8 protein-coding genes and 9 tRNA genes are annotated in these 12,798 nt (G+C 44.2%); all 17 read right to left on the reverse strand.

Features of this window, described 5'->3' with window-relative positions; translation table 11 throughout:
* Positions 1-262: 262 nt before the first annotated feature.
* The 17 genes from FS373_RS08155 to recA all read right to left on the reverse strand — a co-directional run bounded on the left by FS373_RS08155 (position 263) and on the right by recA (position 12,587).
* Positions 263-1,816 carry an ATP-binding protein gene (locus FS373_RS08155; RefSeq protein WP_152829240.1) on the reverse strand — a complete coding sequence of 518 codons (1,554 nt, stop codon included), beginning with the start codon at positions 1,814-1,816 and terminating at the stop codon, positions 263-265.
* Positions 1,817-1,844: 28 nt separating this feature from the next.
* The gene (locus FS373_RS08160) at positions 1,845-2,207 is read right to left on the reverse strand and encodes a group I truncated hemoglobin (RefSeq protein WP_144045505.1); all 363 of its coding nucleotides are present in this window, start codon (positions 2,205-2,207) and stop codon (positions 1,845-1,847) included.
* A 188-nt stretch (positions 2,208-2,395) separates the two neighbouring features.
* Positions 2,396-3,526, reverse strand: coding sequence for a sodium ion-translocating decarboxylase subunit beta (locus FS373_RS08165; RefSeq protein ID WP_144045504.1), 1,131 nt, complete (start codon positions 3,524-3,526; stop codon positions 2,396-2,398).
* 8 nt (positions 3,527-3,534) lie between these two features.
* Complete coding sequence (gene oadA, locus FS373_RS08170) at positions 3,535-5,337, reverse strand: sodium-extruding oxaloacetate decarboxylase subunit alpha (protein ID WP_144045503.1); 1,803 nt, start codon at positions 5,335-5,337, stop codon at positions 3,535-3,537.
* Between the two features lie 21 nt (positions 5,338-5,358).
* Entirely contained in the window at positions 5,359-5,604 is a 246-nt protein-coding gene (locus FS373_RS08175; RefSeq protein WP_144045502.1) for an OadG family protein, read from the reverse strand.
* Between the two features lie 684 nt (positions 5,605-6,288).
* Positions 6,289-6,365 (reverse strand) — tRNA-Arg (locus tag FS373_RS08180).
* A gap of 50 nt (positions 6,366-6,415) precedes the next feature.
* Positions 6,416-6,492, reverse strand: a tRNA-Arg gene (locus FS373_RS08185).
* 30 nt (positions 6,493-6,522) lie between these two features.
* Positions 6,523-6,599 (reverse strand) — tRNA-Arg (locus FS373_RS08190).
* Positions 6,600-6,716: 117 nt separating this feature from the next.
* Positions 6,717-6,808: transfer RNA gene (locus tag FS373_RS08195), tRNA-Ser, on the reverse strand.
* Positions 6,809-6,829: 21 nt separating this feature from the next.
* Positions 6,830-6,906 (reverse strand) — tRNA-Arg (locus tag FS373_RS08200).
* An 84-nt stretch (positions 6,907-6,990) separates the two neighbouring features.
* Positions 6,991-7,067 (reverse strand) — tRNA-Arg (locus FS373_RS08205).
* 36 nt (positions 7,068-7,103) lie between these two features.
* Positions 7,104-7,180, reverse strand: a tRNA-Arg gene (locus FS373_RS08210).
* A 35-nt stretch (positions 7,181-7,215) separates the two neighbouring features.
* Positions 7,216-7,292: transfer RNA gene (locus FS373_RS08215), tRNA-Arg, on the reverse strand.
* A gap of 22 nt (positions 7,293-7,314) precedes the next feature.
* Positions 7,315-7,406: transfer RNA gene (locus FS373_RS08220), tRNA-Ser, on the reverse strand.
* Positions 7,407-7,678: 272 nt separating this feature from the next.
* A complete protein-coding gene (csrA, locus tag FS373_RS08225) occupies positions 7,679-7,876 on the reverse strand; it encodes a carbon storage regulator CsrA (RefSeq protein WP_076416871.1) in 198 nt (65 codons plus the stop codon).
* A 600-nt stretch (positions 7,877-8,476) separates the two neighbouring features.
* On the reverse strand, positions 8,477-11,101 hold the full coding sequence (gene alaS, locus FS373_RS08230) for an alanine--tRNA ligase (RefSeq protein ID WP_152829241.1): 2,625 nt from the start codon (positions 11,099-11,101) through the stop codon (positions 8,477-8,479).
* Between the two features lie 427 nt (positions 11,102-11,528).
* Positions 11,529-12,587, reverse strand: a complete 1,059-nt coding sequence (gene recA / locus FS373_RS08235) for a recombinase RecA (protein WP_144045500.1) — start codon at positions 12,585-12,587, stop codon at positions 11,529-11,531.
* Positions 12,588-12,798: the final 211 nt, after the last annotated feature.

Here is a 12,798-nt window from a genome sequence, read left to right on the forward strand (position 1 = left end):
TTATTTGAGAAGAGTTCCTTGAAAAAACCAATTCATCTGCTGAGAAATCCATATCTGCTTCGATGTAAAAAAAGGTGCGTTGATTATAAAGCCATCAATCCTTTGCTTCAATCTCACCATAGCTTTAGTCGAGATTATTTAATCTGAGTTAATACTTATGTGATCTACATCACCTAATAACACGGACATACTCATGCTTTCGTTTACTACAGCCACTGATTTTAAATCACTTAGCCAGAGATATTTCCAGATAAGAACAAAATCAGTTCATTAATCTAAAGCAGATTTTTTTGATAAGTTGCTCAAAGTCGAAGGGTTTAAGCATCACCTCATCCATACCTGCTAACTTACATGTCTGAGTTACCTCCTCAGAGACACTCGCCGTCACAGCAAAGATAGGCACCCGATTGCCATTAACTTCCATTTTACGTATTGCTTTTGTCGCGTCAAAACCATCCATGACAGGCATAAGACAGTCCATCAAAATCAAATCAATGTCGTGCATTTTGAAAAGTTCTACCGCTTGAGCCCCATTTTCGGCGAGGTATAATTGAGTATCTAACTCCTCAAGAGGCATTCTGATTATTTCCCTATTTAGCGCTATATCATCCACGATCAGAATACTTTTCCCCTTGATGATAGAAGCATCATGGCTGCGCGTTTCTTCTACACAGTGTCCCTTGCCAACGACAATGTCATGGCTTATATCCAAAGATAAATTGATAATAAACTGACTGCCTGCATTGGGGAGACTTGTTACATTAATAGTCCCCCCCATTTTTTCTACCAAGTGTTTACAAATCGATAAACCAAGGCCTGTTCCACCATACTCTCGGGTTGTAGAAAATGAATGCTGAATAAATGGATCAAAAATATGCTCAATTCTCTCCTCGGAAATACCGATACCTGTATCAGCCACTTTAAATGTCAGCTCACAAGATTTACTTATCCTTGATCTAAGCTCCAAGATGAAATTAACCTGTCCCTGATGCGTAAATTTGAGGGCATTGTTAACTAAGTTAATTAAGACCTGCTTTAACCTAATATCATCGACCATGACCAAAGGGATATCAGGACTCATTTGGGTATGGAACTCGACATTATGATCAGATAAAAGCTGATCACCACAAATTTTCGACACTTGAGTCATGATAGATGCCAGATCAGTGACTACCGGATGTAAAACTAACTCCGACGATTCTATTTTTGAATAATCCAGCACCTGATTGATCACTGCCAATAATTGCTGTCCTGAACAGTTTATAGTCTCCAAATAATGACTCTGAGAACTTGTTAAGCATGATCTACCTAGTTGCTGCACCATACCTAATATGCCGTTCAACGGGGTCCTTAATTCATGGCTCATTGCAGCAAGAAACTGATCTTTAGCGCTATTTGCCGCTTCCGCCTTTAACTTTTCCTCTAAGAGTAACTGGTTATTTTTCTCTAATAAAATGGCATGATTTTTAACTAATGCCTTCAAATGCTTATCAGAATTATTGACTGAAGCTTGAATAAGCAAGAACTCTTGGTTATCTAATAGAGAAATGGTACTGCAAATAAATTCTATTGTATCCTCACGAGAATGAATTGAATACGCTTGGAAAAAGCGATATTTTCGTTTTTTTTCAATCGAACGCTTAATGCGAACTATATCCTCAGCGTTAATGTGATCACTTAAATAGTTTTGGTTCGGCCCTAACTCTAACCAAGCAATCAGAGCTGAATTGGCCTCCAAGACCTCTAGAGTTCCCACAGAACACAAGCCGACGCCATGATCCATAAGGTCAAATAGCTCAAACGTTAATGGCCGCATATACTCATCCTAAGTTCAGTGCGATTATCTATGTTTGCATTACAATCTGATCTTGTAAGCTGCCTACTATCTGAATAATAGACTCGACATCATCACCTTCGACGCCAGCCTCTTCAAGTGACTCTTGGAGCAGTTCAGCAACTTCCAAAAAATGAGGCAATGTAATATCAAGGTTGATATGGGCCTGACGAAGATCGCGGCCTTCATAAGCATCGGGGCCACCTAGCGCTTTTGCTATGAAATTAGTTTGGTGAGCCATCAAATTATCCATATTAACGTTTCTAAAATAATGCTCCAGCTCATCGCTATCTAGCACCTTTTGATAAAAACGACTCACGACCAGAGTAAATGTGTCGAACCCTCCATATTTATCGAACAGAGATTCAGCCATAGTAAAGTCCTTTTAATTGACATAATTTTGAAACCACCCTCTACTGAGAATAGAAGATATACAAACAGAGTCAAACAGAGATACATAAAGGTAAAATGATAAGAATCAAACGAAAAGCGGACGGGAAATAAAAAGCCCATCAGATGATGGGCTCAATGTTATAAGGCTCTAACCAATTGGTATAAGGCTTAACCAAGCACAGCAATCAACACACCTGCGGCTACGGCGGAGCCAAGTACTCCAGCCACATTAGGGCCCATGGCATGCATTAACAGATAATTATGCTGATTCGCTTCCAGCCCCACCTTATTGACCACCCTCGCAGCCATAGGGACCGCTGAGACTCCAGCGGCACCAATCAGCGGGTTAATCTTACCGCCAGAGAGCTTACTCATTAGCTTAGCCATCAAGACGCCTGTAGCCGTGCCTATGGCGAAGGCTATCGCGCCGAGTATTAAGATCCCTAAGGTCTCGAGTTGAAGGAACTTATCGGCAGATAACTTAGATCCGACAGCCAAACCTAGGAAGATGGTCACAATATTAATAAGCTCGTTCTGAGCCGTGTTCGACAGTCTGTCGACTACACCGGATTCCCGCATCAGATTGCCCAGACAGAACATGCCGACCAGGGGCGTCGCAGCAGGCAGGAACAAGATAGTTAATCCCAGCACCATCAGAGGAAAGATGATCTTTTCTTTCTTGCTCACTTCACGCAGCTGCTCCATCTTTATCTGACGCTCAGACTCAGTGGTTAACAATCTCATGATAGGTGGTTGGATCAGAGGAACCAAGGCCATATAAGAGTATGCTGCTACCGCAATGGCTCCCAAGAGTTCAGGGGCGAGTTTAGAGGCTAAGAAGATGGCTGTAGGACCGTCGGCACCTCCTATGATCGCGATGGCGCCCGCGTCTTTCATGCTAAATTCGAAACCAGGTACCCAGTTAAGCGCTATTGCACCGATTAAGGTAGCAAAAATACCAAACTGGGCCGCTGCACCTAACAATAGCATCTTAGGATTCGCGATTAAGGCACCAAAATCGGTTAACGCCCCAACTCCCATGAAGATAAGCAGAGGGAACACCCCAGTTTCTATGCCTACATGATAGGCAAGAAACAGTAAGCCCCCTTCATCGATGAAGCCACCATTGGGAATATTGGCCAAGATAGCCCCGAATCCTATCGGCAATAATAACAGGGGCTCAAATCCCTTCACTATCGCCAGAAATAGCAACAAGGCACCGACAGCCATCATCAATACTTGGCCACCGGTAAAATTAGCAATTCCCGATGCAGCCCAAAAAGCAATTAATCCTTCCATTGAGACTCCTAAGCTATGCCAAGTAATTGATGACCAACGGCGACAGAGTCACCTTCTTTGACCCATACTTTGCTGATCACCCCATCGGTTTCAGCGCGAACTTCTGTTTCCATCTTCATCGCCTCTAAGATGATCACCACATCTCCCTCTCGGACCGTGTCACCCGGAGCCACATTCACTTTAAAGATATTGCCGGATAGAGGGGCATTCATCTCAAGTTTAATCACTGCTGCAACTTGAGGAGCGGCTTGAGCCACATTTGGCGCAACGAAAGGAACGACATTCTCACTGGATACTATTTGATTGATATCGCCGCCCGGTGAGACCTGCACCACATAACTCTGACCCTGAACATTGACAGTGTAAGTCTCTGAACCTCGTTCAGATACTGAAGCTGCAGGCTTAGCAGGAGTCGCTACACTCTCTCCAGGCTTAGGTTCGAATGCATCGGGGTTATTACGATTCTTGATAAACTTAAGACCAATTTGCGGAAATAGCGCATATGTCAATACATCATCGACCGACTCACTCGCAAGTTCAAGCCCCTCTGCATCAGCCTTCTGGTGTAATTCGGCGGTAAGCCTATCGAGCTCAGGAACAAGCAGATCCGCTGGACGACAGGTTATCGCCTCCTCCCCCTTAAGCACGCGCGCTTGTAGCTCGGCATTGACCGGGGCTGGAGTGGCGCCATACTCGCCTTTTAACACACCTTCAGTCTCTTTCGTCATCGACTTGTAGCGCTCACCAGTCAATATATTGATAACCGCTTGAGTACCGACAATTTGCGAGGTTGGCGTGACTAATGGCAGATAGCCAAGATCTTGCCTCACCTTAGGTATCTCTTCCAGCACTTGATCTAACTTGTCGCTAGCGCCCTGCTCTTTGAGCTGGATCTCCATGTTCGTCAGCATACCGCCGGGAACCTGAGCCCTGAGGATGCGAGAGTCAATGCCTTTGAGTTCACCTTCAAATTGCGCATATTTCTTACGTACGACTCTGAAATAGGCGGCAATCTCTTCGAGCAAGGCCATATCGTATCCCGTAGCCCTGTCAGTCCCCTCTAGCATGGCAACTAAGGTTTCGGTCGCACTATGGCCATAGGTCTGACTCATGGAAGACACTGCGGTGTCGAGCACGTCGATACCAGCTTCGATGGCTTTAAGATAAGTTGCAGTACTGAGTCCGGTTGTAGCATGACACTGCATCGAGACCAGTAGATCTGTCTGAGATTTTATTTGGCTAATCAAATCGAAAGCATCATAAGGTTTTAATAGGCCAGCCATGTCTTTAATACACAGTGAATGGCAACCCATATCTTCCAGACGTTTTGCCATGTCGACCCAAGAATCTAAGGTATGCACCGGGCTCGTGGTATAGCAGATAGTCCCCTGAGCGTGTCCACCGACTTCGACCACTGCCTTCACCGATGTTTCCAAATTACGTACATCATTCATGGCATCGAATATTCGAAACACATCGACGCCGTTTGTATGAGCTCTCTCGACAAACTTGTACACCAAATCATCGGCATAATGACGATAACCCAGTAAATTTTGTCCCCTTAACAGCATCTGCTGAGGTGTATTTGGCATCGCCTTCTTTAGCTCACGCAATCGCTCCCAGGGATCTTCACCAAGATAACGAATACAAGAGTCAAACGTCGCGCCTCCCCATGACTCCAGAGACCAGAAACCAACTTTATCTAGTTTGGATGCGATGGGGAGCATATCCTCGAGTCGAAGACGTGTGGCGAGGATTGATTGATGTGCATCTCTTAAGACAACATCAGTTAATGCAAGTGGATTGCTCATGAAAACTCCCTACTAATATTATTATGCTTTTGCGCGATATTGATGGATGGCCGAAGTGATCACCGCGACAATTTTTGGATCCATTCCTGTTGGCTGAGTGCTTTTATTCTCTGTAGTCCTTGTTGCTTTCTCTTGGGGCAAAGGGGCAAATTTCATCGCCACCAATTTAATGCCTAAAATGAGTATTGTCAGAAATACAAAGACCAGACCCATGCCTAAAAACATGATGCCTACGGCTTGCACAATTTGCTCAGATATCGAGTTCATATCATCCTCAGTATTAACAGAAGTTAGTTAGCGTCGTATGCACTCTCTACACAAGTATTCAAAATTGAATACAAACAGAACCATTCCAGTTTTTTATTCACTTACGAGCTATTTTTCATTATTTAAAAGATAAAATATAGTCGTCTAAAGAAGCATTAAGTGTCTATCACTAGAAAAACAATAACCAATCTATAACAAAATAGCGAGACACTTGTAAATTGGTCATACCAAGATTAGTAAAAACAAACACCCACCAATGAGAATACAATAACTAAAACCGGTATCTACCAAACATTCATCAATGAAAAGTCCGTGGAATGGAAATAACGATTAAAAAACAGATAATGTTCGGAAAGTGAATTCAGCTGAACGAACAGAAATAGCCATAAATGAGAATTTATGCAATTTAGAGTCGAAAATTGATGCAGGGATAAGCAAGAAGGAAAAGATTACTGAAACATAGATAAATAAAAGAGAAAATATCAGGCACAAAAAAACCCGCGGACATGAGTCGACGGGTCTATTGGTGATGACGCAGAGCGCTAGAGAAATTCGAACTCCTAACACTTGATTTGGAGCCGGTAACTCTATCCAGCTGAGCTACACAGGTAAATCTCGTCATCTTGGTTATCTAAACAAGATAACCCTATTTCCAATTAACATTCGTTAATCAGAAATGGAATATGGTGCGGATGGGAGGAGTCGAACCTCCGACCGCCTGGTTCGTAGCCAGGTACTCTATCCAGCTGAGCTACATCCGCATAAATAAAACTTTACTACTTTACTTTACTACTTTTTACATTGTATTGAATGGTGCGGATGGGAGGAGTCGAACCTCCGACCGCCTGGTTCGTAGCCAGGTACTCTATCCAGCTGAGCTACATCCGCAACGCTGTTCAATACTATTCTAATACAAAATGGTGCGGATGGGAGGAGTCGAACCTCCGACCGCCTGGTTCGTAGCCAGGTACTCTATCCAGCTGAGCTACATCCGCATATTTTGTATATCTGCTATCTGGCCAGAGATAACAACATTATTAGTAGAATATAAACCACTAGCAATGATTTGGGACAAAAAAGCCCGAAGACGTTGTCTACGGGCTTATTTGTAATGGCGGAGAGGGAGGGATTCGAACCCTCGATGGGATTTAAAGCCCATACTCCCTTAGCAGGGGAGCGCCTTCGGCCACTCGGCCACCTCTCCGAAAATCATAAAACGAGTAAATGGTGCGGATGGGAGGAGTCGAACCTCCGACCGCCTGGTTCGTAGCCAGGTACTCTATCCAGCTGAGCTACATCCGCAAATCTCGTTTTACTTAACTTTTCAATCAAACATCAATGAAAAATCAATAATTCCAGTCAATATATCAACTAGAAATTTAAATATGGTGCGGATGGGAGGAGTCGAACCTCCGACCGCCTGGTTCGTAGCCAGGTACTCTATCCAGCTGAGCTACATCCGCACAAATAAAACTTTACTACTTTTATATTATATTGAATGGTGCGGATGGGAGGAGTCGAACCTCCGACCGCCTGGTTCGTAGCCAGGTACTCTATCCAGCTGAGCTACATCCGCAACGCGTCTCAATATTCCCGTCAACTTACAAAAGATGGTGCGGATGGGAGGAGTCGAACCTCCGACCGCCTGGTTCGTAGCCAGGTACTCTATCCAGCTGAGCTACATCCGCAACTTTTTTTGCAAGTAAGAAATGGCGGAGAGGGAGGGATTCGAACCCTCGATGGGATTTAAAGCCCATACTCCCTTAGCAGGGGAGCGCCTTCGGCCACTCGGCCACCTCTCCGTTTCTTGGCGCACATATTACTGTTTGACGAAAATAAGTCAAACCATTTCTTATAAAGGTTTTCTGTTTGAGCTGTTTTTAAACAGATTAGTCAGATATCAATCAAACTCTGTATAAATCATCGTATTTATGTAATTAAAATGTCGTTCTAACACCGGAACACACTTAGACTATCAGTGTAAAAAAAACGAGAAACTAAAAGCCAGAAAACAAAAAAGTCAGTTAAAAACTGACTCTTCTATTTTAAGAGGTAACTCTTAAGACTTTTAAGGCTAGAAATTTCCACCCTCAGACGCATTGCCTGCTTTTTCAGACTGAATACGTTGGTAGATCTCTTCACGATGCACAGATACTTCTTTAGGTGCATTAACACCAATACGTACTTGATTACCCTTAACGCCTAAAACAGTGACAGTCACTTCATCACCAATCATCAGTGTTTCACCAACACGACGAGTCAATATCAGCATTCGTTTACTCCTTTAGTTCCAAATTTAGCTTTATACGATACTATTCCGTTATATGCTTATTATAAGGTTAGCTTAGTACAAATTAATAGTACCCTAGTGGAAAACCACCATTAAAATACACCTTATTTAAGTCAAAAGCGTGATCTAGTCCTCGAACAGCACTCCCATATGGCTAGATCCTCGAGCCCGCAGGATAACTATTATCAAACCATTAGATTAAATTAGCATTAAATCCCAGCCCTACCAAGGGTTAAAGCAGCACCCAAGCACAATGCATTAAATATTGACCATTTAACTTGACAAATTTTACATAAACAACTCAACAGAACTTACAACAAGCCAGAAAGCTTCACCTAGTAAGGGTTACAGTCGACGAAACTAAAAGCGTATTCTTTATACATCTCATTGCAATAATAGATTTTCTTCTCGCCTCAGTCTACTAATCATCAGCAACAACAAAGGAGCCTCTATGCATATAACGTCAATAAAAAAGGACGCTATATAAATATAGCGTCCTTTTGTTTACATTAGATAAGACATTGTAAAACTATCTAGTCGAATACAAATTTATGGCCTAATCAGCATCGGCTATGTCTTCACTTAATCTAAGCGCTCTTTTAACCAAGATGACACTTGAGCCAGAGCGGCATCTAAGTTCTCAGGCTGACTTCCGCCAGCCTGAGCCATATCAGGGCGACCGCCACCTTTACCACCGACTTGTGCAGCGATGTTAGCAACCAATTCACCGGCCTTTACTTTAGAGGTCAGATCTTTGGTCACGCCCACAATCAGGTTAACCTTAGCGTCACCTGCGATACCCAATACTACAATTCCTGATCCCAGCTTTTGCTTTAACTCGTCCAGTAAACCTCTTAAGGCACCTGGCTCGACGCCATCAAGCTTCTTAATTAAGACTTTAACGCCGTTAATCTCTTGAGCTTCACCCGCTAAATCTGCACTCGTGGCAGCCGCAAGCTTATCCTTTAGCTGAGATAACTGTTTCTCAAGCTGTTTCGTACGCTCTAGTTGCGCCTTAAGCTTAGTCACGACAGAGCTAGTATCGGCCTTGAGTAGCTTGGCTGCTTGATCTAACTCAGATTTTTGACCAGCCACATAAGCCATTGCAGCAGCGCCAGTCACAGCTTCGATACGGCGTATACCCGCCGCAATGCCGCCTTCCGAGGTGATCTTAAATAAACCTATATCTCCGGTGCGTCCTACATGGGTACCACCACAGAGCTCGATTGAGAAGTCTCCCATGGTAACGACACGCACTTCATCGGCATATTTCTCGCCGAACAAGGCCATAGCGCCCTTCTCTTTCGCCGCATCGATAGTCATGACTTGTGCTGTCAATTCATGATTGTGACGAATTTGGGTATTCACTAAGTCTTCAACGGCTTGCAACTCTTCAGGCTTAACCCCTTCAAAGTGTGAGAAATCGAAGCGTAAACGCTCAGGGTCGACCAATGAACCTTTCTGGCTCACATGAGTACCAAGTAACTGACGCAGCGCCGCGTGGAGCAGGTGAGTCACAGAATGGTTAAGCTCGGTGCGCTGACGCAGCGTCTTATCGACACTCGCCACTAGCGATTGCCCAACGACTAGGCTACCCGTCTTCAAGGCACCAAGATGACCGACGGCTTGGCCATACTTCTGAGTATCTTTAACGATAAACTCTATACCATCCGTACTTAGCGTACCCCTATCACCGCATTGACCACCTGACTCACCGTAAAAAGGCGTGGTATCGAGCACAACAACGGCCTCTTCGCCGGCATTTATCTCAGTAACAGATCCACCTTCTTTATATATAGCGGTGATTTTTGAGTTCGAAACAAGATCGATATAACCTGAAAATTCAGTCTCTTCATCTATCTTAAGTGATTCGTTGTAATCGGTATCGAACTGACCCGCTGCTTGTGCACGTTTTCTTTGCTCTGACATAGCAAGTTCAAAACCTGCTTCATCTACCGTTATTTCACGTTCACGGCAGACATCTGCTGTCAGGTCGACCGGAAAACCATAAGTATCGTAGAGTTTGAAAGCTGTCTCGCCATCGAGAACATTACCGCTAAGTGCGTTAAGCGCGCTGTCTAAGATCCCTAAACCACGTTCAAGAGTACGCGCAAACTGCTCCTCTTCAGCCTTCAATGATTTAACCACAATGGCTTGAGTTTCTACTAACCCCTTAGCCGCATCACCCATAACTTCGATTAAGGTTGGCACCAACTTATAGAAGAAGGAGTCGGTTGCACCTAACTTATTACCATGGCGAACCGCACGACGTATGATGCGACGAAGTACATAGCCCCGGCCTTCATTGGATGGCATCACACCATCAGCAATTAAGAATGCGCATGAGCGAATATGATCGGAGATAACTCTTAACGATTTGTTTTCTAAATCGGTCACAGCTAATATTTCGGCCGTCTTCTTGATCAGCGCCTGAAAAATATCAATCTCATAGTTAGAGTGCACACCCTGCATGATGGCCGCAATACGTTCAATTCCCATACCTGTATCGACAGAAGGCTTAGGAAGCGCCAACATGTCGCCATTGGACTGACGGTTATACTGCATGAAGACTATGTTCCAGATCTCGATGAATCTGTCACCATCTTCTTCTGGCGTACCAGGACGACCGCCCCAGATATCCTCGCCATGATCATAAAAAATTTCGGAGCAAGGACCACAAGGACCCGTGTCACCCATCTGCCAGAAGTTGTCAGAGGCATATGGAGCGCCTTTATTATCACCGATGCGGATCAAGTTTTCAGCCGGAACACCTATCTCTTTGGTCCAGATATCATAGGCTTCATCATCTGTATCATAAATGGTGACGCACAGACGCTCTTTAGGAATGTTCAGCTCTTGAGTCAGGAAGTTCCACGCAAATGTGATCGCTTCACGCTTAAAGTAATCACCGAAGCTGAAGTTACCTAACATCTCGAAGAAAGTATGATGACGTGCAGTGTAACCTACGTTATCTAAATCGTTATGTTTACCGCCGGCACGTACACAGCGCTGGGACGAGGTAGCACGAGTGTAATTACGTTTATCTTCACCCAGAAATACGTCTTTGAACTGGTTCATACCCGCGTTAGTAAAGAGTAACGTAGGATCGTTAACAGGGACCAGTGAACTGCTGTCCACAACCTGATGACCATTTTTGCGGAAATACTCCAAGAAAGCAGTTCTTAGCGCTGCAGTGCTTTGATACATGAAATCACCCTGAATTGAGATTACTTAAATTATTGGCATTGTGTTGGACGATTAATTAATCAAACTGACAATCGTTATTCAAAACACTTGCGCTATTTTGAGCCGTATTATAAGCAGTCTAAAGAATAACAACCAGAGTTTTAGGGAGGGTATTGCGCGAAATGAAGATAGAGTGTGAAAAAATAGGGCTTTACAACGGATGAACTCGATTAATCGTCAAAGCGATCCTAGTCCAGTATGAGGGGATTTGATCTTAGACGTAACCTATTTTAGTTATCACCTGTTTGATACGTGATGGGGGTTGGGCCATGGCCCTTACTGATATGGTTAGAAATAGTCGCGGCGCGCAAGTTGCGAAACCGCGATCTAGTGGGCCGAATGGCCCACCGAGTGACTTATATTCTATCGCCTGTGATTAAACACATCTCTAGAATACTTCACCAGTCTCGAGATCCACATTCTCATCACCAGTCGCTGATTCAGCCGCATCGGGAGATGCGAGTAACATGCCACGAAGTGCAGTTTCAATTTCTTCCGCAATTTCAGGATGTTCAATTAGATACTTACCTGCATTTGCACGGCCCTGACCAATTTTATTGCCTTTATAGCTGTACCAGGCACCCGCTTTCTCGACTAATTTATGTATCACACCAAGGTCGACGAGTTCACCAGTACGGTTGATGCCTTTTCCATAAAGAATTTGGAATTCAGCCTGTTTAAATGGTGCTGCTATCTTGTTTTTAACCACTTTGACACGGGTCTCGTTACCGATAACTTCGTCACGATCTTTGATTGCACCGATACGGCGAATATCGAGGCGAACAGAAGCGTAAAACTTAAGTGCATTACCACCGGTTGTGGTTTCAGGGTTACCGAACATTACACCAATCTTCATACGGATCTGGTTGATGAAGATAAGCATGGTATTGGTCTGCTTCAGGTTACCGGCAAGCTTACGCATCGCCTGACTCATCATACGGGCCGCAAGCCCCATGTGTGAATCACCGATTTCCCCTTCAATCTCAGCTTTCGGTGTCAAGGCCGCAACCGAATCGACGACGATGACATCGACGGCACCAGAACGGGTCAAGGCATCACAGATCTCTAACGCCTGCTCACCGGTATCTGGCTGAGAACAGAGTAGGTTATCGATATCGACACCTAACTTTTTAGCATATATAGGGTCTAACGCATGCTCTGCATCGATAAAGGCACATACTCTACCTTGGCGTTGTGCGGCAGCAATGACCTCTAACGTCAGTGTTGTCTTACCCGAAGATTCTGGTCCGTAAATCTCAACGATACGTCCTAAAGGAAGTCCACCGGCACCGAGTGCAACATCTAAAGAAAGTGATCCGGTAGAGATAGTCTCAACATCCATCGAGCGATTCTCGCCCAGTTTCATGATAGAGCCTTTACCGAACTGTTTCTCAATCTGACTTAAAACGGCATTCAGTGCTTTCTCTTTGTTCGCATCAATCTTCATTCCGATATCCTCTTCGCGCATAATCTAAGTCACGGCAACAACGCCGATATAAACTCGTGGCGACTCCGCTATTTGAGCTTAGGAAAACTTTATCCTGCTCGAATAGGGGTCTCAATATGCAAACTAGTATACTGTACAATCATACAGTATCAAGTGCTGATCATGATTATTTTTTTCTAGCCGTGTTCACTCAATTAGAAGCACTTGTTGC

The organism is Shewanella sp. YLB-07 (assembly GCF_009377275.1).

Bases quoted from the DNA above. Each gene is read 5' to 3' on its own strand.
- FS373_RS08175 (WP_144045502.1), bottom strand. From the start codon at position 5,604: ATGAACTCGATATCTGAGCAAATTGTGCAAGCCGTAGGCATCATGTTT.
- alaS (WP_152829241.1), bottom strand. From the start codon at position 11,101: ATGTATCAAAGCACTGCAGCGCTAAGAACTGCTTTCTTGGAGTATTTC.
- oadA (WP_144045503.1), bottom strand. From the start codon at position 5,337: ATGAGCAATCCACTTGCATTAACTGATGTTGTCTTAAGAGATGCACAT.
- csrA (WP_076416871.1), bottom strand. From the start codon at position 7,876: ATGCTGATATTGACTCGTCGTGTTGGTGAAACACTGATGATTGGTGAT.
- recA (WP_144045500.1), bottom strand. From the start codon at position 12,587: ATGAAGATTGATGCGAACAAAGAGAAAGCACTGAATGCCGTTTTAAGT.
- FS373_RS08160 (WP_144045505.1), bottom strand. From the start codon at position 2,207: ATGGCTGAATCTCTGTTCGATAAATATGGAGGGTTCGACACATTTACT.
- FS373_RS08165 (WP_144045504.1), bottom strand. From the start codon at position 3,526: ATGGAAGGATTAATTGCTTTTTGGGCTGCATCGGGAATTGCTAATTTT.
- FS373_RS08155 (WP_152829240.1), bottom strand. From the start codon at position 1,816: ATGCGGCCATTAACGTTTGAGCTATTTGACCTTATGGATCATGGCGTC.